A 24,872-nucleotide genomic window follows, 5' to 3' on the forward strand; every position below is an offset into this window, starting at 1 on the left:
ACCGATCGTTATTGGTAGGTATTAACATTATTTGTTTGTACCTTATTTTTGCAAAAAATGTTTTAGCATTTAAGCCTTATCTTAAAATCAATTCTGATAGAAATAATGAAATTAAATTCATAAAAAGTGAATAAAAATTCATTTTGTGCTTGTGTTAGTCTTTTGAATGGCTTACTATATGCACAATTATTGCGTAAGAATTAATAAGGATTAATATGTTAAAGGCAATTGTTATCGGTGCAAGCGGGTATGCGGGCGCAAAATTAGCTTATTATTTGCACAAGCATCCCCATGTCGAACTTACCGCTTTAATTGTGTCGGAAAATAGTCAAGATGGTGGCAGGCTGATTTCTGATTATGAGCTACATCCTCAGCTAAAAGGGGTTATTGATCTGCCACTTATAGCCACGTCTGATTATTCTGCTTATATCAATGATGTTGATATTGTTTTTTTAGCCACCGAACATACCGTTAGTCACAATATTGCTCCTTACTTTTTAGAGCATGGTTGCACTGTATTTGATTTGTCAGGCGCATTTAGGGTGAATTGTGCTACTTTTTATAGCGATTACTATGGTTTCACGCACCAACACCCTAAATGGTTAGATAAAGCTGTTTATGGTTTAGCTGAGTGGAATGCTGAGCAGATCAAACATGCACAGCTTATTGCTGTGCCTGGGTGCTATCCTACCGCTTCGCAATTACCACTAAAACCGTTAATCGAAGAGAGTTTATTGGATAATTCACAATGGCCGGTAATTAATGCTGTAAGTGGTGTGAGTGGCGCAGGCCGAAAGCCTTCACATAATAATTTATTTTGCGAAGTAAGTTTACATGCTTATGGGGTATTTACTCATCGCCATCAGCCCGAAATTGCAACGCATTTAGGGCAAGAAGTTATTTTTACACCGCATTTAGGTAGTTTTAAACAAGGTATCCACGCCACAATCACTTGCCGAGTAAAAGCGGGTGTAACATCACAAGATATTCTTGCTGCTTTAAATAAATATTACCAAAATAAACCTTTAATTCGAGTGTATCAAAAAGATTGGCCTGCATTAAAATCTGTTGTTGGTTTGCCTTATTGCGATATTGGCTTTGTATTAAAAGATCGTCATTTAATCTTAATTTCTGTTGAGGATAACTTATTAAAAGGCGCAGCAACGCAGGCTGTACAGTGCATGAACATTCGGTATGGTTTTGATGAAACAACCGCATTATTATAAAAATGGACTAATTTCTATTTTAAATTTTGAACATCTTAACAATAAGTTAAATTACTAGGAAACTAAAATGAGACCATTAATTATAAAACTTGGTGGCGTATTACTTGATAACAAAGATGCCTTAAGCCAATTATTTGTTGTTATTAGTGAATATAAAAAGAATTATCAACGATCTTTAATTATTGTTCATGGCGGTGGTACGGTAGTTGATTCATTAATGGATAGGCTTTCTTTACCCGTAGTACGCCGAAATGGGCTACGTGTAACGCCAGCTGATCAAATTGATGTTATTGTAGGAAGCCTTGCTGGTAGCGCAAACACCAAATTATTGTCTGAGGCTAAAAAACATCAAATACCAAGTGTTGGGCTCTGCCTTGCTGATGGTAATAGTGTTAAAGTCAAACAAATTTCAGAAGAGCTAGGTTATGTTGGCGAAGCTCAAGCAGGCGATCCTACATTAATAAATTTACTTGTTAATGCAGGTTATTTGCCAATTGTTAGCTCAATTGGCATCACCGAAAGTGGGCAAATGATGAATGTTAATGCCGATCATGCTGCGGTAGCGCTCGCTAAAACTTTAGGTGCAGACTTAATATTGTTGTCTGATGTCGTTGGCGTGTTTGACGAAAATAAGCAACGGATTGAGTCTTTAACACAATCGCAGGCGAATCAATTGATCGCTAAAGGTATTATTACCGATGGTATGGTGGTAAAAGTGAATTCGGCTTTTGAAGCAGTTAAAGAACTGGGGCAGCCGATTGTAATTGCCAGTTGGAAAGAGTCCGATCAACTTATTAAATTATTTAATGGAATATCAGGAGCAACGGGTACAAAAATTATTGCTTAAATAATAAGTATTTGTATTAGGCTAGTTATCATCAATGCAAATATAAAAGTATATATCTTTAACGCATTTATTTATCGTAAGTTAATTTGGAAAGGGTGTAACATGAAAAAAAGTGGAACAAAAAAGGTTGTATTAGCTTATTCAGGTGGTTTGGATACATCAGCAATTATTCCTTGGTTAAAAGAAAACTATGGCGGATGTGAAGTTTACGCTTTTGTTGCTAATGTAGGTCAAGATCCCAAAGAATTAAAAGATGTCGAAAAGAAAGCTAAAGCCTCGGGGGCTGTGGCTTGTAAAGTGGTTGATTTACGAGAAGAATTTGTTAAAGACTATGTATACCCTGTTTTGAAAACAGGCGCCTTATATGAAGGCACTTATTATCTTGGTACCTCGATGGCTCGTCCAATTATTGCAAAAGCACAAGTAGAATATGCATTAGAAGTTGGTGCAGATACACTATGTCATGGTGCAACAGGTAAAGGTAATGACCAAGTACGCTTTGAAACAACTTACACCGCACTTGCACCACAACTAAAAGTCATTGCACCTTGGCGTGAATGGGATCTACGTTCACGTGAAGCATTAATTGATTATTTAAAAGTTCGTAAAATCCCAACCACGGCAACGGTTGAAAAAATTTATAGCCGTGACGAAAATGCATGGCATATCTCGACTGAAGGCGGTGTGCTAGAAAGTACTTGGAACCAAGCTAATGCTGATTGCTGGGCTTGGACTGTTTCGCCCGAAGATGCGCCAGATAAACCAGAACTGGTTACTATTGGAATAGAAAAAGGTGAAGTAGTGTCGGTAAATGGCAAAAAATTATCGCCTTACAACTGCGTGGCAACACTGAATAAAATTGGTGCAAAACATGGTGTTGGTCGCGTAGATATTATTGAAAATCGCCTAGTTGGTATTAAATCACGTGGTTGCTATGAAACTCCAGGCGGCACAATAATGATGATAGCATTACGTGGTTTAGAGCAATTAATCTTAGACCGTGACAGCTTTAAATGGCGCGAACAACTCGGAATTGAAATGGCCTATGTTGTTTATGATGGTCGTTGGTTTGCTCCATATCGACGTTCAATTCAAGCGGCCGCTGAAGTATTAGCACAAGACATGACAGGCGAAGTTGTTGTTAAACTTTATAAAGGTAATGCAACAGCAGTACAAAAAAAATCGCCGAATAGTCTATATAATGAAGAGTTTGCAACATTTGGAGAAGATGAAGTTTATGATCACAGCCATGCAGGTGGCTTTATTCGTCTATTCTCGTTATCCTCACGTATACGAGCTTTAAATGAAGATAAGAAAAAACAACCAGCTCAAAAGACCAAATCAGCTAAATCTATTAAAACAGCGGAACCGGTGAGTAAAACATAGCAACAAAAGTAAAAAAGTGATTTCCGATATCACAAATAAAATAACAACAATATACAGGCTAATGTTTGTATGTTGTTATTTTAGATAAAATTGTACTTGTTTAACTAGTTATTAAAAATAATATAGAGGTAATTATGGCATTATGGGGTGGGCGTTTTAGCCAAGCGGCAGATCAACAATTTAAGCATTTTAATGATTCATTGCGCTTTGACTATCGTCTTGCAGAGCAAGATATCATTGGTTCAATTGCTTGGTCGAAAGCATTGGTGACTGTTAACGTTATATCTTATGATGAGCAAAAAAAGTTAGAAAAAGCTTTGAACGAATTACTGGTTTTGGTACAACAAGATCCCAATCAGATTTTACAAAGTGATGCTGAAGATATACACAGTTGGGTGGAGCAAAAACTGATCGAAAAAATTGGTGATTTGGGTAAAAAATTGCATACAGGTCGAAGTCGCAACGATCAATCAGCCACTGACCTAAAACTATGGTGTAAAGATCAAATTCCTTATTTAATTAATACCATTAATCAATTGCGACAATCTCTTGTTACAACTGCAAAACAACATCAAAATGCCGTTATGCCTGGTTATACCCATCTACAGCGAGCACAACCAATCACATTTGCACATTGGTGTTTAGCTTATTTTGAAATGCTCACCCGTGATGTTAGTCGTTTACAAGATACTTTAAAACGCTTAGATGTAAGCCCATTAGGGACAGGTGCATTGGCTGGAACTGCTTATCCCATGGATCGCGATCAATTAGCAAATTGGTTAGGTTTTTCGGTAGCAACAAATAATAGTTTAGATTCGGTGTCTGATCGAGATCACATTCTTGAGCTATTAAATAATGCTTCAATTGGTATGGTGCATCTATCACGTTTTGCTGAAGATCTTATCATTTTCAACAGTGGTGAATCTAACTTTGTTGAATTATCTGATCGCGTTACTTCGGGCTCGTCACTTATGCCACAAAAAAAGAATCCCGATGCATTAGAACTAATTCGTGGCAAAGTAGGTCGAGTGACTGGCGCATTAACTGGAGCGCTTATGACCTTGAAAGGTTTACCGCTTGCTTATAATAAAGATCTACAAGAAGATAAAGAACATCTATTTGATGCACTGGATACTTGGCATGAATGTTTAGATATTGCCATATTAGTATTAGAAGATATTAAAATTAACTATGCAAACTGCCAAGAAGCGGCTAAACAAGGTTATTCCAATGCGACCGAACTTGCTGATTATTTAGTTGCCAAAGGTATACCATTTCGGGAAGCACATCATATTGTTGGTGAAGCAGTAATTGATGCAATCACCAAGAAAAAGGCACTTGAAGAGCTCTCGCTTGAGGAATTACAGAAATTTAGCCCTGTTATTGGTAATGACGTTTATTCAATATTATCGTTAGAATCATGCTTAGCCAAACGTTGCGCTAAAGGAGGGGTTTCACCACAACAAGTCAAATTAGCAATTAAAAATGCAAAGCAACAATTATCCTAGTCTTTTCACTCTTCTTCATAACTATGCCGGCATTTGCCGGTATTTTTATACCAATTAAATCAATAATGCTATGTAAAGCAATAGCTTTTGATTACAGGAATAAAATAGCCAAAAGGTATAGACTTATGCATCTTTTTCTTAAAAAATTTGATTGTATATCTGTTAAGTCGGTGTAAAAATAGAATTCTTTTTTGAATGGATTAAAGTGAATTGTTATGAATAAAAGTTATAACTTTAGTGCAGGTCCAGCAAAATTACCTGCAGATGTATTAAAACAAGTTCAAGCTGAGTTATTGAATTGGCATAATACAGGTGCATCGGTGATGGAATTGAGCCATAGAGGTAAAGATTTTGATGCCTGTGCTGTTGAAGCTTCTAACGACCTGCGTGAAATATTAGATATCCCTAATAATTACAAAATTCTCTATTGCCAAGGTGGTGCTAGAGCACAATTTGCCGCAGTGCCATTAAATATTTTAGGCAATAAAACCAATGCAGACTATATCAATAGCGGTTATTGGAGCCAGTGTGCTGCCAAAGAAGCCAGTAAATATTGCCAAATTCACGAGCAAAATGTGGTCATAAAGCAAAATGGATTAACCGCTATCAAACCTATGTCAGAATGGCAATTAAATGATGATTCTGCTTATGTACATTATTGTCCTAACGAAACAATTGATGGTATTGAAATTTTTGAAGAGCCTAATTTTGGTAATAAAACAGTCGTTGCCGATCTATCATCATGCATATTATCACAACCAATTGATATAAGCCGATATGGCATCATTTATGCGGGTGCCCAAAAAAATATTGGTCCATCAGGTATTACTATTGTTATTGTGCGTGAAGATCTAATCGGTCATGCACAAAAAATGTTACCATCAATATTAGATTACAAAATTTTAATGGATAACGATTCTATGTTTAATACACCACCTACCTTTGCATGGTACCTGTCGGGTTTAGTGTTTAAATGGATAAAAAAACTTGGCGGACTAAAAGCGATGCAGCAACGTAACCAAGTCAAAGCGCAATCGCTATACCAATATATCGACCAATCTAATTTTTACCGAAATACGGTTGCAACCGTTAACAGATCAATTATGAATGTCACTTTTTTATCACCAAATGAAGAGCTAGATAAAAAATTTGTAAGCGAAGCAAGCCAAGCTAACATTATTGGTATTAAAGGGCATCGAATTGCTGGAGGAATGCGTGCATCAATTTATAACGCTATGGATCAAGAAGGGGTGAATTATTTAATTGACTTTATGCAGCAATTTGAAAAACAAAATAGCTGAAAGCTATATAAGTAGTGACGCCAATTAAAAAGGAAAGGTAGGACCTCCCTTTTTAATTAGCTAGCTTATTTGCAACTATATACTTCACCAACCATAACTGCATCTGTTGGTGCAATATCCGAAATATATTGCATAGAAGTATCTTGCGCATTATAAATCACATTACCACCCATCGTAGCAGCTTTGTTCATAAGGTCTGATGCCGCATCGCGAATAAGTTCACTATGTGTTTTAAGTCCAGAAAAGAAACTGCTACGACGTCCCTCTATTTTCCCCAAAAACTGGCAAGAATCTGCAGGCTTAGTATCAATAAATTGAACTTGGCGACCAGCAGCAGTCGGTTGATATTTATCGCTACTACACGCACCTAAAAGCAAAGTTGCTAACATTACAACACCAACAAATACTAATTTTTTGATAGACATAATATTTCCTTAGCCAATATAACAAAAAATAATAATGAACCAAGTTATTGTATCAGTTTCATTAAGCAAAAAATATTAGTAATTAAGCGAGAGGAAAACTTTACAAACACATTTCAGATTAAGAAATAATCAAACTAACCTAGTTTATTAATTAATTATAGCAAATTCGATTTAACTCTATTATAATCGCAACCCTACTAACTTAGTAGCACGCCAAAATGGCCCCTTAGCTCAGTTGGTCAGAGCAGTCGACTCATAATCGATTGGTCACTGGTTCAAGTCCAGTAGGGGCCACCATATAAGTGATTATTTATATTTAACAAATAAGTTCGTTTATGACTATACCATTCAATATTCTCGATGTATTTTTATCATCACTGATTGTTTTTTGGTGGGTGTATTTGGCTGTCTTTGTATTGAGTATAATTATAGTTTTTGCATGTGAAAATAAATTGTTAAAGTTTATTTGTGCAATATTAGCAATAGCACTATTGTGCAGTTATATTTCTCTTTACTATCTTTATTCATTTTATACTTATTTTAAGCTTTTTTGATAAGCATTTATGTCCGTTGAAGAAATAATGGTTTTAGCACTATTGAGTTGTTATACTTTTCTTATTACGATTATCTATTTAGTTTAATTATTTCTAACTTTTAGCCTTTTAGAAACTCATATTTAGCTTTCTGTCTCATTATGTTGCGCTTGCCATTAACAAAAAAATGGCGCTCAATAAAGCGCTTTAATACAGATAAAACATCGTTTTTCACCGCTTGCTATATTAATTTTGTTTAATGAGCTGATATTTTTCTACATTCAAATTTGATTTTGCATTTTTCGGGAAATAGTTTATAGCTTGTCACTCTACTAATCTTTTACTACGAGTGAAAATTAGTTATAGGCTTAATGAATTTCTTGTAATTCACTCATGCTACACTTAAATACAATTTGTAGATTATCGAATTGATCTTTTGAACTAGTCATCCAGCAGCTTTTCATTGATGGATCGATTTTCTTTATTAATTGCACTTCGTCGCTATTATAACCACAGCTAATCCAGTTACCCCCTTTATCATAAATGGTATTAACACTCCAAGTTGACTCATATTTTTTGCCATCAATAATACCTACTTCAGGTTTTAATTGAATTAATTTAACAGGTTTATCGGAATAAATACCTGCGGCATTAAGTACTTTACGCTCATTTCTTTTTTCTGAAACTTCCCAACCGTCAGGAGCACTATCAATATCAAATTGGGCAGATTTAACTTTCACCGCTATTGGGCAAGTAATTTCATAGGCATTAGCAGTGTGCAAAGCGCCAATTAAAACCAAAGAGGCAACACCTATCTTTAGTATTTTTTCCATTGATAAACCCTTATTAAAATATTGGCATAAATCATCATTTAATTTTATGTTAGATTGCAATTATGCAAAGATTATAAGTGTTGTCAAGCATATAGAATTCATCTCTATAATTATGTATGGTAATTGTTATGGGCAGAAGCACAGGAATAAGTAAGCTAAAATTTACAATATTTTGGAATGGCAACTCATTTGCAAACAAAAAATTAAAGGGGAAGTGGTTTGTTAAATTCTACAGGAGGAAAATAGCCTGACAATATAAGCCGTCCTCTAAGTAGTTATATAAGGTAGCCAGAATAATGATGTTGGTTTGCATTTAGGATGCTATTTTCCATTTGCAACTGTTTAAGCTTTTTGTGTAATGCAAACAGCTTATTTTCTTCTGGTTGTGATGATTTGTAGGTTGAATGAGCCACTTTGCTTGATTTATTTAGTGATCTAAAGCGCAGGGTGCCAGATTATATTTTTCGGCTAAATTACTGTGTGATTTTTTTTGCAGATAAAGTTTAACCATTTTTGATTTTACCTTATCCTGATCCTTAAAAAATTGTATGATATCTAATAATTTTTAACAAAAAATGGATAAGCAAGGATAAAAGTAAGGTGCTAACAATAAATAATCAGGTTATTAAGACTCTATATGGTGAAGTATATGGAAGAGATGCCTTTATTCTAAAAAATGTCATATTAGATATGTATCCTCTGGAACTAGAGGTAGTAACTTCTCTTGATTTATCTTTTTGTCAATTAAATAATGGGTTAAGTGGTGAAGTTTTAGTTTATTTTAAGTTCAAAGATATAAAAAGTTTAACTATTACGATGATTGATGAATCAAAATATCAACTGGTAAAAAAATCTTGCTTTGATAAAGTGTTTGATACCGAATGTGATGAACATTATATCTTAAGCACTTATGATCATGTGTTTGATGTAATTGGTCAATGTCAAGTATGTTATAAGTAGTTATGAACGTTTAGGATGGCGTTTAAATCGTTCAGCTTTACTTTATCTACTATTTATTTGATAAAGATGGTCTTTTTAGATTTAATTACGATTTTCTACTCAACTTTGTTTTTCGACTCTACCATAAATAATAGTTGTAGAGAATTAAATATAGTAAACGTTTTTGTAATTGAGAAAAAGATCTATCCCATTATCCAAATAAAGTAATCCATAATCTATGGTCACTTTCTACTTAATTCTAACCAACTTTACAAGTTTATTTATATGAGAAAAATTATCGCTATTATACACTATGTGATTTACTTAGCTGGCATTTTTATCTTATTAGTTATGGGTTCTAGCAAATACGATTGGATGCAAGAAATGGATAATACCATGACTAATTTGCCAAAAGATAGCTCTGGTAATGTAGGTCTAGTAATGGCAATCTTGGGGCTAATACTAGTTATAATGCAGGCTTTTCGTTTCAAACTAACTCATAGTCATTTTGAAAGAAAAATGATTGTTGTGCTAACGTTACTTGGATCCATTATTTGGTTGATTATATGTAGTTGATGACTAATTTTACTGGAATTCGCAATAATCTAAAGATTGAAAAATGTAATAAAGCAAACTTTTATCTTAACATAACAAAATACTAACCTTTGGGTAGTAAACTGCTGGGTACTTTTAGATGGATAATATTTTAATTAAAAATTTACTTTCCGCTATTGAAAAAGGTAACGTCAGGGGATGTGATGAAATAAAGGAAATAAACGGAGAGTGCTATTTTTTTCAATACGCATTGAAAAAGAAAAGCGGATTTTATAGCACTTACCTTTTTTATATCGTTGAAAGCAAGATGGATGTTATAGAGGATTATGGCATTGAGCAAATTAAAAAATTCTCTGATATTATTGATGCTGTTAATTATTTTAAATCACTTGGTGTTAATATTGAGCAATTTTCGTCGATAAAAGGAAATTTGCCTTTTTAATCAAAATCAAAAATAGTAAATAGAATAGTGTTGTTATTATCATGTAGCTCTATACCTTTACTGTTGAAATAGCTAAAATAAAGCTTTAGATATCCAAATTATTGTCCGAAAACTTAGCGTTGCATTTATATTTAGATGGCTAGTTTTTTAGTGTGTTATGATTAAAAGTTATTTTCAATAAATAAATTTTAAAGTTAATGATTCATTCTTCACTAAGAACACATATTTTCAAAAATCATTCCAAATATGAAAAACACCGTGTTCCATATAAAGTCGCATTTTATTGCGTATTTTAATATTTGGCTTTATATTATATCTCTATTAACTCTATTTTAGTTTTTCGCTAATCATTTATAAGCACAATTTATGCATAAAAAACGTCTTTCTTTGATTGTAGCAATCATGGCTGTTATTGCCATGGTTATGATTATATATTTTGTAAATCAACCTGATATCATTATATTACAAGGTGAGGTTGAATCTAACCGTGTTGATGTGGCGGCTAGAGTACAAGGTCGAGTTATTCAATTTAATTATGATGTAGGGGATAATGTTAAACAGGGCGATATTCTTCTTAATCTTTCAAATCCAGCATTATTAGCACAGTTAGCGACATCTGAAGCCCAATTAAAAGTAGCAATGGCAAGTCGAGATAATACTTATAGTACTAGACCAGAAACAATTGATGTGCAAAAGGCACAGTTAGATAAAGCGAAATCGGATTTAGATTTAGCTCAAACTAGCTATGAACGAATTAATCGCTTAGCCAGAAATGGAACTGTTTCAAAGCAAAGTTATGATGAGTCCTTTAATCAATATCAAGCGGCCATTAAAGCTTATGAAGCTGCTAAAGCTAACTTAGCATTAGCCGAAAACGGTAGTAGTGTAGAACAGAAAAAATTAGCCGATGTGCAAGTTGAACAATCAAAAGCAGCATTGACGCAAGTAAAAGCTGATGTTAATGAATTAACTTTAGTTTCTCCAATTAACGGTCAGGTTACAACTCGAGTCGCTGAAACAGGGCAATTATACAGTCCAGGTACTCCGCTTTATTCTATTATTGATCTAAACGATATTTGGTTTACCTTTAATATTCGAGAAGATTTGCTGGGAAATATTAAAGTTGGGGATACGTTTCAGGTAAAAGTACCTGCATTAAATAATCAAGTTGTTGATGTTAGAATAACCGTGTTAAATGCATTAGGTCAATATGCGAATTGGCAAGCGACTAAAGCGACGGGTGACTTTGACCTAAAAACTTTTGAAATGCGTGCAAAACCAATAAATAAGGTACTAGGTCTGCGCCCAGGAATGAGTGTCACAACAAAGTGGCAATCTCACTGACATAATTTATATGGAGATTTTACACAAAGGAAACGACATTAATGTCTAACTCATTATTACAAGTGATGAGATGGGAAATCAACAAATTAATTAAACAACGTTTTTTATTTTTATTGATTTTGATCTATCCTTTATTACTTATTTTTTTATTTCTTTACATGTATAATGCAGGTGTTATTACTCAGGTACCTATCGCTGTTGTTGATCAAGATACAACTAAATCATCACGCTTATTAATTCAACAAGTTGCTGCTTCGCCACAGTTACAGGTGACTAAACGTTATCAAGATCTTTTTTCAGCCAAACATGCTTTGATCAAAGGTGATGTTTATGCTGTGCTTTTTATTCAGCCAAAGTTTGAAAAAGATCTTATAGCAGGTCATCAGCCAGAAGTAGTGGCTTTTTATAATAATCAGTATATGTCTGCTGGCACTATTATTTTTCGGTCGATGAGCTCTGCATTGAAAGCAGCTAATAGTCAAATAGTATTGCAAGAGTTATTAGAAAAAGGGGTTGCTTCATCAGTTGCGCAAGGCCAAATGCAATCAGTGCCAGTTAGTTTACATCCTTTATATAATCCAACATTAAATTATTTATACACATTAATTAGTGGGTTGATTCCTACTATACTTCAGATTATTATGATGATGGTAATGGTCACAAGTATCACTCGCGATCGTTTTTCTGTAACAAGCTATCAGCAAACGTTAAAATTAGCTAATCATAATATTTTTATCTTTTTATTGGGGCGTATCTTTCCCTATTTTATCTATTTTTTATTTTGTCTTATTCTATTTGACACGGTGTTAATTAATTACTTTAATTTACCACTAAATGGGCATTTTGTATTACTTCAGCTTGGTAGTATGGGGTTTATTTTAACGGCATGCCTGTATGGGATTTTTTTTGGTCTAGTTGGTTCAACATTAGCACAAGCTTATGGCGGTGCAAGTTTACTTGCATCTCCTTGTTTTGGGTTTACAGGGCTTATATTCCCCCGTATTTCAATGAATGCTTTTGCTTATATTTGGGGGGCTTTATTACCTGTAACATGGTATATACAAATTCGGCTTGATCAAACATTAAGAAAACCAAATTTTATTACTTCATTAGAACCATTTGTTTATTTATTTGTCCAATTTAGCGTGATGTCAATTCTTATTACTCTTGTGCTACGAAAGATACGTAGGCGGTTAATATGATTAAATCTTTATTATTAATTTCCTACGATGAATTAAAACGTATTTTCCAAACCAAGGCAATACTTAGCGTCATGTTTGTTGGGATATTTATCTATTTCTTCTTTTATCCACAACCTTATTTGAATGAAGCTATACGTGACGTACCTATTGCAGTTATCGACCAAGATAATACTAACTATAGTCGAGAGTTAGTAAGGCAAATCGATGCCAATAAATCGATTAAAATAGACTTGCATATTGAGGATTTAGAGACTGCTAAAAAGCTTATAGAAGAACGTAAAATCTATGGGGTATTACTGATACCTTATCGTTTTGAGCAACATATCTTAGAGGGAAAAGCTAGTCCTATTTCCTATTATGGTGATGCAAGCTATATTTTAATTTATAGTAATGTCGCAACTGCAATTAACACTGTTTCCAGTAATTTTGGTGCTAAGATTTCAATTTTACGTAAAATAGCACAAGGCGTCGATCCAGCAGTAGCAACTAATAATGTTTCACCTTTCAATACTCAGTTAATTAGCCTATTTAATCCTCAATCAGGCTATGCAACCTATATCATTCCAGCAGCTTTTATTTTGATTTTAAATCAAACATTACTTATTGGTAGTACATTATGTCGGCTATTTAGTAAAAATTCTCATTTTGAAATGGCTTTCATTCACAAGCAGAAGGATGCAGCATCTTCTGCACTATTACTACTTTTAGGTAAACTATTCACTTACTTAATACTTTATTTGATTTATTTTATTATTTATACCGTAGTTGCAAACTATTGGTATGACTTACCTCGCCTAAGTCATCTTTTTGTTTCTTTATCGTTTATTATCCCCTTTATTTTGGCTACCGCATCATTAGGTAAAGTTTTATCACATTTTATCCATACGGTGAGCGATGTATTTTGCTTAATTTTACCATCAAGTATGATTGTATTTTTTACTACGGGGATTTCTTGGCCTAAAGAATTAATGCCCCCTTTATTTCATTTGATTGGTGATATATTTCCTGCAGTACCCGCTATAGTCGGTTCGGTAAAAATTAACCAAATGGGCGCAAGCTTTTCTGAATTTAGCCAGCAATATTGGCATTTGTGGATATTAACTATTGTCTATTTTGGTATCGCTTTTATTTTAGAAAAGCGGTACGTGCAAAAGGCAATGATAGCAAATGCTAGTAAAGAAAGCTAAATACTGTTATATATCCGTTTTATAATATTTATTCAATGTATTAACAAAATTGATTTAACTATTTTTTATTTTTATTATATTTTGTAAAAAATATTCAGTTTTCTATACCATTTGGTTATTTACAAATGATCTATTATTGCAATTTTTTTAAATTAAATTATTTGTGGTCATATCAATTAATTTGTTTTTTAGCAAAATCTTTTAAGTAAATTATACATTTCAATATGAAGATTTAAGTATTGATCTTGTGTCGCAGCATATATATCTATATCATAGCGCGCCATAAAGACTTTATTCATCAAAATAATAAATAAAAGAGTCCTCATGTTAATCAATGCTAAAAATATTCTAGAAAAATTAAATCCACATAATAAAGTAAATTACGATTCTGTATTAAAAGAGGTGATAGCTCATTGGCAATCTAAATCGGTGCGGCCTAAATTATTGATTCATAGTTGCTGTGCACCTTGTAGTACCTATGTTTTAGAGTATTTAGCCCAGTATGCGGATATTACCATTTATTTTGCAAATTCAAATATTCATCCTCGAATTGAATATGAGCATCGTAGTATGGTTCAACAAAAATTTATTGCTGATTTTAATCAAAAAACAGGTAATAATGTGCAATTTTTAGAAGCACCTTACCAGCCAGCGGAATTTATTAAGAAAGTTAGCCATTTACGTGATGCTCCAGAAGGTGGCGAGCGTTGTCATATTTGTTACAAAATGCGTTTAGACTTAGCAGCGATTAAAGCCCAAGAATTGGGGTTCGATTATTTTGCTAGTGCATTAACGCTTAGCCCTAAAAAAAATAGTCAAAAAATTAATGATCTTGGATTTGAAATTCAAGAGCTTTTTTCAGTAAATTATCTTCCTTCTGATTTTAAAAAGAATAATGGTTATAAGCGTTCGGTTGAACTTTGCAAAGAGTATGATGTATATCGGCAATGTTATTGTGGTTGCATTTTTGCTGCCAAAGCGCAAGGTGTTGATTTAAAAAATGTGATAGCTATCGCTAAGCAAGGATTAGAAAAGGGGATTTAGCTATTTGATTAGATTATTAAAAATAAACTGAAAGTATGATTAGTTCATTAAAGCCCATATGGCTAAATTGAATTAATCATTATATAGTCACAATATTATGGTATAGTTTATAAAAATTAATCGTAGTTATGCATTTATAATAAGGATTAGTCGTGTTGTCGATTTATCAATTAAAACCTAAATTCCAAGCATTTCTTCGACCTTATGCCGATTATCTTTATAGTGCCAATATAACCGCTAATCAGGTAACACTAATGGCGGGTTTTGGATCAATTTTAATCGCTTTTATTGTTGGTCGATTTGCTGCTTATCAATGGATTTTTGGTCTTATTCCAATATGGATGTTTATCCGTATGGCGCTTAATGCTATTGACGGTATGTTAGCAAGAGAATATAACCAAAAATCAAATTTAGGGGCTTATTTGAATGAGATGTGTGATGTGGTTTCGGATTGTGCGTTGCTATTAATCTTTACACAAATAAATCAAGTCGAAACCAGTTTGGTGATAGCCATTGTTTTGTTATCATTTTTAACGGAGTATGTTGGCGTGTTAGGTCTGATGGTTGGTTGTTCACGACGTTATGATGGACCAATGGGTAAAAGTGATCGTGCTTTTGCGTTTAGTCTAATTAGTTTGGGGATTGCTACCTATTTATTGCCACTTGATTGGCTCAATATACTATTGTTGCTTATTACCTTTTTGCTATTAATTACTGTGATTAATAGAGTCAGAAAGGGATTACAAGAATCAAAAAATAACAAGGTATAAGTTATGCGTGAACAGCAAGAAAAAACATTTATTAGCCATGATGGCTGTCAATTATTTTACCGTTATTGGCCAGCAGTTGATAGTGACAGCAATGCTAAACCTTCGAGAGCAATTGTTCTTTTTCATCGTGGTCATGAACACTCTGGGCGAGTTGCTCATCTAGCTGATGAGTTAAATCTATCCGATTATCAGATTTTTGCTTGGGATGCGAGAGGTAATGGGCAATCCGAGGGTGAACGTGGTGATGCTCCTAATTTTGCGACTTTAATTAAAGATGCAAACTGTTTTATTGAGCATATTATGCATGAGTATGATATATGCCAAGAAGATATTGCTATTATAGCCCAAAGTGTGGGGGCGGTTATCGCTTCAGCATGGGTACATGATTATGTGCCAAATATTCGTGCTTTAGTACTTGGTTCGCCAGCTTTTGACATAAAATTATATGTACCATTAGCTGTGCCAGGTTTAAAATTACTGTATAACTTGAAAGGTAACTTTTTTGTTAATAGTTATGTAAAACCTAAATTGCTGACACATGATGCTGAGCGAGCACAATCTTTCACAGAAGATCCATTAATAACACGACCAATATCAGTACGCTTACTTTTGGATTTATATGCAGTGTCCGATCGCATTGTTAAAGATGCAAATGCGATAACGGTACCAACACAGTTATTAGTTTCTGGTTCAGATTATGTCGTTAAGCGTAAACAACAAAAACTGTTTTACAATAATTTAGGTACAGAACAAAAAGAATTTCATATATTACCTGGGTTTTATCATGATACTTTTGGTGAAAAAGATCGTAAATTAGCAATTGATTATGCAAGACGATTTATTATTGGTTGTTTTGCTAATCAACCATGCGTGCCATTATTAACCAATGCTGATTTAATGGGATACACAAGGCAAGAGGCTGATAATTTAATATTGCCGCCATCAGGTTGGATTAAGCCTTTATATTGGCGATTTATTAAAGCTAATTTAAAATATGCTAGCAAACTCTCAGACGGGATCAAATTAGGATTTGATACTGGATTTGATTCGGGCAGCACACTTGATTATGTTTATCGTAATGAACCATCTGGAACATCAAAATTAGGACGTTTTTTTGATTATATCTATCTTCAATCGATTGGTTGGCGAGGCATTCGGCAACGTAAAGAACATCTTGAAGAACTATTAAAATTAGCTATCAATAAATTACACGAACAGAACCATTCTGTGAATATTGTTGATATAGCAGCAGGGCACGGGCGTTATATTTTAGAAACGGTTAATCAAATTGCCAACAAACCTAATTCTGTATTATTACGAGATTACAGCGATATTAATGTACAAAAAGGCAGAGCATTAATAGAAGAAAAAGGCTTAACGGCTATAGCGCGTTTTGAAAAAGGAGACGCCTTTAATCGACAGCAATTAGCCCAATTGTCACCTAATCCCACATTAGCTGTGGTTTCGGGATTATATGAGCTATTTAGTGATAATCAGATGTTACGTGATTCTTTAGCAGGGCTCGCTGAGTCTATTCCTGAAGGAGGATATTTAATTTATACCAATCAGCCATGGCATCCACAGCTAGAGTTTATTGCAAGAGCTTTAACATCTCATCGAGATGGAAAGCCATGGATTATGCGCAGGCGTACGCAACTGGAAATGGATCAATTGGTTGCATCGGCTGGTTTTAGAAAAATAACCATGCGTATTGATCAATGGGGCATTTTTACTGTATCACTTGCACAACGAATGAAATAATTAGTCATGACTAGCGTAACATGGCGGTTTAATAAGCTGATTACTTATAAATTAATATGGTTAATAAGTTTGACCGTGTTCTTTTTTACTAGCTATAATTTTGCAAACTGGTTTACTTCTACACGTAACGATGTCGGAAGTATCGTTTTTGAATGGGAAAGATCAATTCCTTTATGGCCTTGGTCTATCATACCTTATTGGTCGATAGACTGTATGTATGGGCTTGCAATTTTGCTGGCTAGTTCTTATCGAACACTAAAAATTCTCTGTTTTCGTCTTTTATCTGCTCAGATTATTTGCATAGCTTGCTTTTTGATCTTTCCGCTAAAGTATTCTTTTGAGCGCCCTGTATTAGATGGATTATCGGGGCTATTATTTGATATTTTAATGGGATTTGATAAACCTTTTAATCAAGCACCATCGCTTCATATTCCCTTATTGATTATTTTATGGCAATTTTACGCCCGTTATTTTCGAGGAATATGGCGCTATATTTTGCATATTTGGTGTTTATTGATCGGTTTATCAGTATTAACCACTTGGCAACATCATTTCTTTGACATCCCAACTGGGCTTTGGGTAGGGTGCTTTTGTGTTTGGTTATGGCCAGACAATCATTTATCGCCAATAACAAACGATCAATTACCTAAACAATATGTGTGGGGTAGCGCCTATTTTTTACTGTTTTTATTGTCGTTTTGTTCTGCTATCTACTTTTCTTCTTGGGCATTATGGTTATTATGGGTTTCAGGTGCATTTTTGTTGGTTTCCCTCAATTATTTATTATTTGGCGCAGCAGGGTTTCAAAAACAGACTAATGGCCACTTTAATTTAGCTGTTACTATTTTATACTTGCCTTATTTTATTATTATGTGGGTTAATTCACGATTATGGACATTTAAAAATAATCCAACGGATTTGATTATTGATAATGTTTATTTAGGTAGTATACCGTCTAATAAGACATTACAAGCCAATCAGTTTACGTCGATTGTAGAGCTTTGTGCTGAATTACCAATAACTCAATTTAATGGTCATTATAAATTGATTCCAGTATTGGATATGACACCACTTACCATGGATGAGTGTCAACAAGCAGCCGAAATTATTGAACAATATCATAAGCAAGGCAAATTATTAGTCTGTTGTGCGTTGGGGTATTCACGCAGTGCTACGGCAATTATTGCTTGGTTATTAATGACCCAAAGAGTAACTAGCTTAAATGAGGCTATAGCTAAGGTAAAATTATATCGTCATAACGTGGTTATTACGGCTAAACAACAATTAATTTTGTCGAATTGGTATGCAAAAATAACATGAAGAGAATAAATATGTTAAATCACGATGATGCAGGAATAGCAACAAAAACAGCAACAGTTAGTCAAACATCGTTGGTGACATTTTGTAGTATACTCTCTATCAGCTTGCCTATCGGTATATTTTCGTTACTATTAACCATTATCGCCTTATTTTTTGCGTTGATAACAAGTGGAATGATTAATAGCAGTTTATTATCAACTGTTTTTTATTTTCTGGCCTTTATTATGGGAATAGTGGGTGTTTATTATGCATTACGGATCAAACTTGACAAAAAGTTATTTGATTATTTAGCTACCAGCAATGAATGCTTAATCAATACACTTATTGATTTAGATAATGCATTAATGGACTTTCATTTAATTAAATCTAAGCAATTAGCAACACGAACTATTACCGAGCGTCAACAAGGAACCTTAAAGCTATTTAAACAACAAATCATTATGCTAGTAATACAAATCATGTTGTTAATAGGCGCATGGATCAGTGGCCTTATCCAATTATGTTAACAAGCGTTTAGCTAAAATGTACCATCATATTAAACAAGCAATAAAGGAAAACAACAATGTCTAATTATCAAAAAGATACTTTATTATTGTTTGTTGGTATCGGTATTTTACTTGTGATGGCTTCTATTATTGGTTGGTTGTTAAAAAAACGACTGAATAGCCCTAATAAAGTCATCGATAACCTGAATACTCGCATCAATGCATGGTGGGTGATGGTGGCAATTATTGGTATTGCTTTTTTAATAGGAAAATTAGCTGTTATTTTTTTATTCTTTGTCGCATCAGGCATTGCATTACGCGAATTTCTCAGTTTAACTCCTGTTAATCGTTATGATTTTTATGTCTTGATATTTGCTTATTGTATTGCTTTACCCGTGCAATATATTTTAGTGGCTATATCATGGTATGGATTGTTTAGTATTTTTATTCCTGTTTATGGTTTTTTATTATTAGCGATATTGGCAACAATAACCGGCTCAACAGATAATTTTTTAGCACGAATCGCTGAAGTGCAATGGGGGGTAATGATTACGGTTTATAGTATTTCTTGTGTACCAGCACTATTAACATTACCTATTGATAATTATCAAGATCGTAACCTTTTATTAATTGCTTATTTAGTGTTAGTTGTTGAACTTTCTGATGTATTGCAATACGTATTTGGTAAGTTGTTTGGCAAACGCAAAATTAGCCCGAATTTATCACCATCTAAAACCATTGAAGGATTTATTGGTGGAATATTATCAGCAAGTTTACTAGGTGCTTGCTTATTTTGGATAACCCCTTTTAGCTTTATACAAGCTGGTTTAATTTCACTTATGCTTACGTTACTAGGTTTTCTGGGGGGATTGGTTATGTCTGCCATTAAACGTGATAGAGGTGTAAAAGATTGGGGAAAGCTAATTGGTGGTCATGGTGGTGTGCTTGATCGTCTTGATTCTGTCTGTTTTACTGCACCTATCTTTTTTCATGTTATGCGCTATTTTTGGGTATAACCTTATGTTAACTGTAGATAACCAAGCAGTTTAGATAAATTAAAAAATATACACGTAAAAAAAGAGCAAAACAGTTTAATTTATGATATAAATACAAGTATTGTATTAACATTAAGATAGAAATAAGGACTTTATTATGCTAAAAGAACAAATGGTAGTTAAAAACTCAACAGGCTTACATGCTCGCCCAGTTACAGCACTCGTTAAATTAGCCGGTCGCTATAAATCATCAATTGAGCTTGTTTATAATGACAAAGCAATTAAGCTAAAAAGCATGATGGGTTTACTTGGAGCTGGTGTTAAAGGCGGTTCAACCGTTGAAATCATCTGTGATGGTGAAGATGAACAAGCAGCAATGGATGAAATTCGTGAATTATTTGCTACTGGTTTTGGTGAGTAATTAACTGAGTTAATCAGGCTAATACCAAATACTTCATTATTCCGTCGACTTTAGTCGACGGAATCATTTTTAAAAAAGACGTAACTAAACTTTTAAGTAGACCTATTTAAAAAGATTAAATTAATCTTTAATGATTGAATTCAATTCATTAGGATCAATTGATGGTAATAATTTAGTAAAACATTTAGTTAGATAAAGTAAATAACAGAATCCAAACGCCAACCAAATTAAACCGACGGTCATTGCTGTCGTTTCAAGGCTTGTCCATAACCATAATGAAAGTAAAACACCAATAGTAGGCATTAAACCATATTTTAAAAGCATTGGTACTGTTTTCTTTGCGTTTCCGCCTAGGTAGCTTTTAATTACGCATAAATTAACAAAAGTAAATGCAACTAATGCGCCGAAACTAATCATAGAAACAACTAAACTAAGCTCTAATACTAATGATAGTAATGAAAAACAAGCAACAAAGATAATTGATAAATAAGGCGTTCTAAAACGTGGATGAATTCTATAGAAGATCTGTTTTGGTAACACACCCTCACGCCCCATTGCATAAAAAATTCTAGAGACACTGGTTTGTGCTGTCATTGCTGAGGCGAAAACACCAGTTAAATAGGCCGCTTGAAAGAAGTTATACATAAAGTTTCCACCTAGTTGGCTCATATCACCAACACGGCGAACGACATCTAAACTTGCAGTATCTTTATTATCTATAAAATCAGTCCATTCAGGATAAGCTAAATGAGCACAATATGAGACAATTAAGAATATGCAACCAGCAATAAGAACTGTCCATATAATGGCTCTTGGTAGCGATTTTTGTGCATCATTAGACTCTTCAGCTAAAGTGGCAATGGCGTCAAAGCCTAAGAAAGCAAGGCATAATATTGCTGCTCCTGACATCAAGCCGCTAAAATCACCAGCATTGACTTGTAAAGGTTTTATCATTGCTTCTGGCGTTAAATTAATATTAGTCAATGTTAAAAAGATAAATAACCCAATAAATATCATTTGTACGATAATTAAGGTGAAATTTACTGAATTAATTAATTTAATCCCTAGGTAATTTAAAAAACTAACACTAAGCAATGATGCCAGCACAAATACATGGGCGGGAATGCTTGGAAACGCTTCGTTAAGATAAATACCAAGTACCAAATAATTTAATATTGGTAAAAATAAATAATCAAGAATTTGTGCCCAACCCACCAAAAATCCAACTTTTCCACCAAAAGTACGTTGTACATAGGTGTAAGCAGAACCAGCAATGGGCAATTTATTTGCCATTCGGCAATAGCTCAATGCTGTAAAAAAGATCATAGCAAGGGTGATAATATAGGCTATAGGTAAGTGTCCATTGCTGGCAACAGTGACTTCCCCATAAGTGGTAAAGATCCCCAAAGGAACCATATAAGCTAAACCAAATGCAATTAATGCAGGTGTGGTTAAAACTCGTTTCATTTTTATTGCGGACATGATTAACTTTACTCCTCTGTCCCAAAAAACAATAAAAAACTACTAAGTATAGTTTTGCCTTTTTACCCGCTGAAAGCGGCAAGGAATTCTGCCACATTATAATAATTATGCAAGCTAATTTTTAGTAAAAATTATTAAAGCGTGTAGATTATAAGCTTTAAACCATGTCACTAGTTATTTTAGGTTAATTAAATTCAAATTGCTTGGTTAAAGCTTAAGTTTCAATTTTCATATTTGTGATCGATATCTAATATTTGCTAGGCAAAATCCATGTGAGTGTATATAAATTATTGTATATTAAATTTACAGTATAGAGTGAAAATTAAGCCATTGCGGAAACCTATTATCAAAAAGAGGATCTATCTATGTTATCTATTCCTGTTTTATCGGTTGATTTAACCCGTGATATTGTCAATCAAAAATCAGCAGTGATTAATTTAATGGCTGAAACTAGCCAAGCATATTTAACTGATGTCAAAACCTTTTTTGAAGATGTAATGATTCATGAACAAGAAATGGAAACGGATGTGTTGCCAGATGTCGCTTTACCTCACGCTAAAAGCATTGTGGTTAAAATGCCCTTTATAGTTGTTGGAAAATATATTGATGGCATTATTTGGAATAATGGCAACAAAGTAAAATTAGTCATTTTGATTGGTGCACCAGAAAATGCTAATAAAGAACACTTAGCCATTATTGCTAAATTAGCATCCAATCTAGCTGATGATGATTTTATTCAAGATTTACTTAAAATTGATATTCAATCTGTAGCAAATAAGATTCGAGGTCTATATGAATAAAAAGAAGATTGTTGCAATTTGTGCTTGTACAGCAGGCATGGCACATACTTATATTGCTAAACAAAAAATTGAAAATGAAGCGAAGAAGCGTGGCTGGGATTATAAAGTTGAAACTCAAGGTGCGGCAGGTATTGAAAATTCATTAACAGAACAAGATCTTAAACGGGCTGATGTCATTATATTAGCCTCTGATATTTCAATTGAAAATGCCGATAGGCTTGAACCGTATAAAAACATTATTAAAGTTAGTACGGGTGAAGCGGTTAAAAATACTGCCCATATTTTTGATAATGCCGAAATAATATCGACAAAAGTTGTTAAAGATAGCATTGGAACTGAAATATTTAGAGCATTAAATACTGGTATTAGCAAATTTTTACCTGTAATTATCGCATCAGGAATCCTTTTCTCTATTGTATTAATGACTGGTGATGTGGCTAATGACACTATTTTGCCAAGTAATCAATTTTTTGCGGATTTAAAACAAGTTGCATTATATGGCTTTGCCATGATGGTCCCTGTGCTGGCAGCTTATATGGCTTATTCTATAGGTGGTAATGCCGCTTTAGCGCCGGCATTTATTATGGGATATGTAGTTAATAATCCAATTGGTGTAAATCAAGTCAGTACAGGTTTTATTGGCGCCATGATTTTTGGTATTTTAACTGGTTATTTTGTTAAATGGTTTAAAACAGTTAAAGTGCATCCAGTAATTGCGTCAGTGATGCCCGTGATGATAATACCTACAGTAACTTTATTGGTTATGGCACCCATTTATATTTATGTTTTATCTTATCCTCTTGAGTGGTTTGTTAAAGCAATGGTAGCCGCCTTAAAAGGTATGTCAGAGGTTAACGCGGCATTCTTAGGTATTGGTATAGGCATATTAGCTGCATTGGATATGGGCGGTCCTTGTAGCAAAGCGGCAACCGCGTTTACTTTAGCAGCTATGGCTGAGGGAGTTTATGGTCCAAATGGGGTATTTCGTATGTGCTGTGCTATTCCTCCATTGGGATTGGCGGTATCATCATTAATTATTTCACGCTCAAAATACAGCAAAGAAGAAAAAGAGTTTGGTATTACCGCTTTCTTTTTATCGTTAGCTGGTATTACGGAAGGAGCCATCCCTTTTGCGGCTAAAGATCCAAAACATGTCATTGTTGCCATTGTTATTGGTACTGCAACTGCTGGTATGCTAGGTATGATTAATGGTATTGATTCATTAGTCGCGTTTGGTGGTTTAGTGGCATTAGGTGGAGTAACCAAAGGAGCGATTTGGTATGTAATTGATATGTTTATCGGGGCATTGATTATTGCTGGGATCTTACATTTTACCAAAAAAACTCCGACAAAATCAGAACCGGAAATTGCTCCCGAAGCTGACTAGCTGTTAAATAATTATTAGTGCTACATCACCAATTATTGTTGGTGTAGCAATTTACAATAAAAAAGTTAAATTTAAATTATTCTAGTTTTATTTTTTTATGTTTAATAACGATTTATTATTTAAAGCCTATTGCAAAAAGATTAATGTTATTGATTCCTATTGTTTTAAAAAACTTAAATAAAATCAATGGTTTTTCTGAATGGTTTTTATCGTGATGATTTGTCATTCTTTCTGCTATATCATGGCCTTTGTCCCTGATATCATGTATTAAGCTTGGCACACTTTGGAATGGCTACACCTTAAAGGCAAAAAGAAAAAAGCTAATAGTAAACTTTAATCAAGACCGTGATTTAATTTATTAACGATCCAAACTCTTAGTTTTTTCTCCAATAACCTAGACTCTAAAACCCAGTATCCTTTGTATTCTATAGGAACAGTAAGTAATATAAAATATCGCTGTGAAGGTGAAATATCGTTATGTAAATCTACATGTTGATTACAATCAAATTCAAAATCTGAATTTAATTTATTAATTATCCATTTAGTCAATGTTACATTATTCTTTTTTGCTTCCTTACTCCATTTTCCTTTTAATTTAAATGTCGTGGCAAATTTAACTACTGTAGTTTTCATTATAAATTTTCTAACTAGTTAATTTTTTTTATATATTATTAATAAA

General features: G+C 33.7%; 23 protein-coding genes, 1 tRNA gene and 1 pseudogene. 21 read left to right on the plus strand and 4 right to left on the minus strand.

The genetic code is table 11. The features are described 5' to 3' along the window. Positions 1–215 precede the first annotated feature (215 nt). The 5 genes and pseudogenes from argC (at position 216) to serC (ending at position 6,268) form a co-directional block, all read left to right on the plus strand. The gene (gene argC, locus A9G41_RS05080) at positions 216–1,226 is read left to right on the plus strand and encodes an N-acetyl-gamma-glutamyl-phosphate reductase (protein ID WP_065588075.1); all 1,011 of its coding nucleotides are present in this window, start codon (positions 216–218) and stop codon (positions 1,224–1,226) included. Between the two features lie 67 nt (positions 1,227–1,293). Continuing rightward, entirely contained in the window at positions 1,294–2,073 is a 780-nt protein-coding gene (gene argB / locus A9G41_RS05085) for an acetylglutamate kinase (protein WP_065588074.1), read from the plus strand. A 102-nt stretch (positions 2,074–2,175) separates the two neighbouring features. Next, positions 2,176–3,393: pseudogene (locus A9G41_RS05090) on the plus strand (argininosuccinate synthase); the annotation flags it as partial. 200 nt (positions 3,394–3,593) lie between these two features. Beyond that, positions 3,594–4,967 carry an argininosuccinate lyase gene (gene argH, locus A9G41_RS05095; protein WP_065588073.1) on the plus strand — a complete coding sequence of 458 codons (1,374 nt, stop codon included), beginning with the start codon at positions 3,594–3,596 and terminating at the stop codon, positions 4,965–4,967. Between the two features lie 215 nt (positions 4,968–5,182). Next, positions 5,183–6,268 (plus strand): 3-phosphoserine/phosphohydroxythreonine transaminase, encoded by a 1,086-nt coding sequence (gene serC / locus A9G41_RS05100; protein ID WP_065588072.1) that lies wholly within the window; start codon positions 5,183–5,185, stop codon positions 6,266–6,268. Between the two features lie 65 nt (positions 6,269–6,333). Here serC and A9G41_RS05105 read toward each other — a convergent pair whose 3' ends face one another. Next, the gene (locus A9G41_RS05105) at positions 6,334–6,693 is read right to left on the minus strand and encodes a DUF4156 domain-containing protein (protein ID WP_065588071.1); all 360 of its coding nucleotides are present in this window, start codon (positions 6,691–6,693) and stop codon (positions 6,334–6,336) included. A gap of 220 nt (positions 6,694–6,913) precedes the next feature. On the opposite strand from A9G41_RS05105, the gene A9G41_RS05110 reads away from it, so the two are divergent. After that, positions 6,914–6,990 (plus strand) — tRNA-Ile (locus tag A9G41_RS05110). Positions 6,991–7,594: 604 nt separating this feature from the next. On the opposite strand, the gene A9G41_RS05115 is transcribed toward A9G41_RS05110, so the two are convergent. Next, entirely contained in the window at positions 7,595–8,059 is a 465-nt protein-coding gene (locus A9G41_RS05115; RefSeq protein ID WP_075539399.1) for an STY0301 family protein, read from the minus strand. A gap of 600 nt (positions 8,060–8,659) precedes the next feature. On the opposite strand from A9G41_RS05115, the gene A9G41_RS05120 reads away from it, so the two are divergent. The 13 genes from A9G41_RS05120 to A9G41_RS05180 all read left to right on the plus strand — a co-directional run bounded on the left by A9G41_RS05120 (position 8,660) and on the right by A9G41_RS05180 (position 20,524). Continuing rightward, entirely contained in the window at positions 8,660–9,019 is a 360-nt protein-coding gene (locus tag A9G41_RS05120; protein ID WP_065652736.1) for a hypothetical protein, read from the plus strand. A 264-nt stretch (positions 9,020–9,283) separates the two neighbouring features. Further along, positions 9,284–9,574 (plus strand): hypothetical protein, encoded by a 291-nt coding sequence (locus tag A9G41_RS14235; RefSeq protein ID WP_065588842.1) that lies wholly within the window; start codon positions 9,284–9,286, stop codon positions 9,572–9,574. A 118-nt stretch (positions 9,575–9,692) separates the two neighbouring features. Continuing rightward, entirely contained in the window at positions 9,693–9,995 is a 303-nt protein-coding gene (locus A9G41_RS05130) for a hypothetical protein (protein WP_065652735.1), read from the plus strand. A 366-nt stretch (positions 9,996–10,361) separates the two neighbouring features. Then, a complete protein-coding gene (locus tag A9G41_RS05135) occupies positions 10,362–11,339 on the plus strand; it encodes an HlyD family secretion protein (RefSeq protein WP_065652734.1) in 978 nt (325 codons plus the stop codon). 41 nt (positions 11,340–11,380) lie between these two features. Next, a complete protein-coding gene (locus tag A9G41_RS05140; RefSeq protein ID WP_065583118.1) occupies positions 11,381–12,541 on the plus strand; it encodes an ABC transporter permease in 1,161 nt (386 codons plus the stop codon). Beyond that, positions 12,538–13,728 (plus strand): ABC transporter permease, encoded by a 1,191-nt coding sequence (locus A9G41_RS05145; protein WP_065583117.1) that lies wholly within the window; start codon positions 12,538–12,540, stop codon positions 13,726–13,728. The genes A9G41_RS05140 and A9G41_RS05145 overlap by 4 nt, the downstream gene beginning before the upstream one ends. A 324-nt stretch (positions 13,729–14,052) precedes the next feature. Beyond that, positions 14,053–14,772, plus strand: coding sequence for an epoxyqueuosine reductase QueH (locus tag A9G41_RS05150; protein WP_065587958.1), 720 nt, complete (start codon positions 14,053–14,055; stop codon positions 14,770–14,772). A 152-nt stretch (positions 14,773–14,924) separates the two neighbouring features. Continuing rightward, positions 14,925–15,542, plus strand: a complete 618-nt coding sequence (locus tag A9G41_RS05155) for a CDP-alcohol phosphatidyltransferase family protein (protein ID WP_065652918.1) — start codon at positions 14,925–14,927, stop codon at positions 15,540–15,542. Positions 15,543–15,545: 3 nt separating this feature from the next. Continuing rightward, positions 15,546–17,303, plus strand: a complete 1,758-nt coding sequence (locus tag A9G41_RS05160; protein ID WP_075539400.1) for a bifunctional alpha/beta hydrolase/class I SAM-dependent methyltransferase — start codon at positions 15,546–15,548, stop codon at positions 17,301–17,303. A gap of 6 nt (positions 17,304–17,309) precedes the next feature. Further along, the gene (locus tag A9G41_RS05165) at positions 17,310–18,623 is read left to right on the plus strand and encodes a phosphatase PAP2/dual specificity phosphatase family protein (RefSeq protein ID WP_075539401.1); all 1,314 of its coding nucleotides are present in this window, start codon (positions 17,310–17,312) and stop codon (positions 18,621–18,623) included. Between the two features lie 11 nt (positions 18,624–18,634). Continuing rightward, complete coding sequence (locus A9G41_RS05170; RefSeq protein ID WP_075539402.1) at positions 18,635–19,129, plus strand: hypothetical protein; 495 nt, start codon at positions 18,635–18,637, stop codon at positions 19,127–19,129. Positions 19,130–19,185: 56 nt separating this feature from the next. After that, positions 19,186–20,124: a phosphatidate cytidylyltransferase gene (locus A9G41_RS05175; RefSeq protein ID WP_075539403.1), complete on the plus strand. Its 939-nt coding sequence runs from the start codon at positions 19,186–19,188 to the stop codon at positions 20,122–20,124. Positions 20,125–20,260: 136 nt separating this feature from the next. Further along, complete coding sequence (locus A9G41_RS05180; RefSeq protein ID WP_065558280.1) at positions 20,261–20,524, plus strand: HPr family phosphocarrier protein; 264 nt, start codon at positions 20,261–20,263, stop codon at positions 20,522–20,524. A gap of 120 nt (positions 20,525–20,644) precedes the next feature. Here the strand turns inward: A9G41_RS05180 and A9G41_RS05185 are convergent, their stop codons facing one another. Beyond that, positions 20,645–22,006 (minus strand): APC family permease, encoded by a 1,362-nt coding sequence (locus A9G41_RS05185; protein ID WP_065583111.1) that lies wholly within the window; start codon positions 22,004–22,006, stop codon positions 20,645–20,647. Positions 22,007–22,371: 365 nt separating this feature from the next. Here A9G41_RS05185 and A9G41_RS05190 point away from each other — a divergent pair, with 365 nt between their 5' ends. Further along, complete coding sequence (locus A9G41_RS05190; RefSeq protein WP_065587950.1) at positions 22,372–22,806, plus strand: PTS sugar transporter subunit IIA; 435 nt, start codon at positions 22,372–22,374, stop codon at positions 22,804–22,806. After that, the gene (locus A9G41_RS05195; protein WP_075539404.1) at positions 22,799–24,193 is read left to right on the plus strand and encodes a PTS fructose transporter subunit IIC; all 1,395 of its coding nucleotides are present in this window, start codon (positions 22,799–22,801) and stop codon (positions 24,191–24,193) included. Before A9G41_RS05190 ends, A9G41_RS05195 begins: the two co-directional genes overlap by 8 nt. Positions 24,194–24,526: 333 nt before the next feature. Here A9G41_RS05195 and A9G41_RS05200 read toward each other — a convergent pair whose 3' ends face one another. Then, a complete protein-coding gene (locus A9G41_RS05200; RefSeq protein ID WP_065583108.1) occupies positions 24,527–24,826 on the minus strand; it encodes a hypothetical protein in 300 nt (99 codons plus the stop codon). Between the last annotated feature and the right edge of the window lie 46 nt (positions 24,827–24,872).

Origin of the sequence: Gilliamella sp. Nev5-1 (assembly GCF_001690895.1) — a bacterium.
Taxonomy (GTDB): Bacteria; Pseudomonadota; Gammaproteobacteria; order Enterobacterales; family Orbaceae; genus Gilliamella; species Gilliamella apicola_C.

Bases quoted from the DNA above. Each gene is read 5' to 3' on its own strand.
- argC (WP_065588075.1), top strand. From the start codon at position 216: ATGTTAAAGGCAATTGTTATCGGTGCAAGCGGGTATGCGGGCGCAAAA.
- argB (WP_065588074.1), top strand. From the start codon at position 1,294: ATGAGACCATTAATTATAAAACTTGGTGGCGTATTACTTGATAACAAA.
- argH (WP_065588073.1), top strand. From the start codon at position 3,594: ATGGCATTATGGGGTGGGCGTTTTAGCCAAGCGGCAGATCAACAATTT.
- serC (WP_065588072.1), top strand. From the start codon at position 5,183: ATGAATAAAAGTTATAACTTTAGTGCAGGTCCAGCAAAATTACCTGCA.
- A9G41_RS05105 (WP_065588071.1), bottom strand. From the start codon at position 6,693: ATGTCTATCAAAAAATTAGTATTTGTTGGTGTTGTAATGTTAGCAACT.
- A9G41_RS05115 (WP_075539399.1), bottom strand. From the start codon at position 8,059: ATGGAAAAAATACTAAAGATAGGTGTTGCCTCTTTGGTTTTAATTGGC.
- A9G41_RS14235 (WP_065588842.1), top strand. From the start codon at position 9,284: ATGAGAAAAATTATCGCTATTATACACTATGTGATTTACTTAGCTGGC.
- A9G41_RS05130 (WP_065652735.1), top strand. From the start codon at position 9,693: ATGGATAATATTTTAATTAAAAATTTACTTTCCGCTATTGAAAAAGGT.
- A9G41_RS05135 (WP_065652734.1), top strand. From the start codon at position 10,362: ATGCATAAAAAACGTCTTTCTTTGATTGTAGCAATCATGGCTGTTATT.
- A9G41_RS05140 (WP_065583118.1), top strand. From the start codon at position 11,381: ATGTCTAACTCATTATTACAAGTGATGAGATGGGAAATCAACAAATTA.
- A9G41_RS05145 (WP_065583117.1), top strand. From the start codon at position 12,538: ATGATTAAATCTTTATTATTAATTTCCTACGATGAATTAAAACGTATT.
- A9G41_RS05150 (WP_065587958.1), top strand. From the start codon at position 14,053: ATGTTAATCAATGCTAAAAATATTCTAGAAAAATTAAATCCACATAAT.
- A9G41_RS05160 (WP_075539400.1), top strand. From the start codon at position 15,546: ATGCGTGAACAGCAAGAAAAAACATTTATTAGCCATGATGGCTGTCAA.
- A9G41_RS05165 (WP_075539401.1), top strand. From the start codon at position 17,310: ATGACTAGCGTAACATGGCGGTTTAATAAGCTGATTACTTATAAATTA.
- A9G41_RS05170 (WP_075539402.1), top strand. From the start codon at position 18,635: ATGTTAAATCACGATGATGCAGGAATAGCAACAAAAACAGCAACAGTT.
- A9G41_RS05175 (WP_075539403.1), top strand. From the start codon at position 19,186: ATGTCTAATTATCAAAAAGATACTTTATTATTGTTTGTTGGTATCGGT.
- A9G41_RS05180 (WP_065558280.1), top strand. From the start codon at position 20,261: ATGCTAAAAGAACAAATGGTAGTTAAAAACTCAACAGGCTTACATGCT.
- A9G41_RS05185 (WP_065583111.1), bottom strand. From the start codon at position 22,006: ATGTCCGCAATAAAAATGAAACGAGTTTTAACCACACCTGCATTAATT.
- A9G41_RS05190 (WP_065587950.1), top strand. From the start codon at position 22,372: ATGTTATCTATTCCTGTTTTATCGGTTGATTTAACCCGTGATATTGTC.
- A9G41_RS05195 (WP_075539404.1), top strand. From the start codon at position 22,799: ATGAATAAAAAGAAGATTGTTGCAATTTGTGCTTGTACAGCAGGCATG.
- A9G41_RS05200 (WP_065583108.1), bottom strand. From the start codon at position 24,826: ATGAAAACTACAGTAGTTAAATTTGCCACGACATTTAAATTAAAAGGA.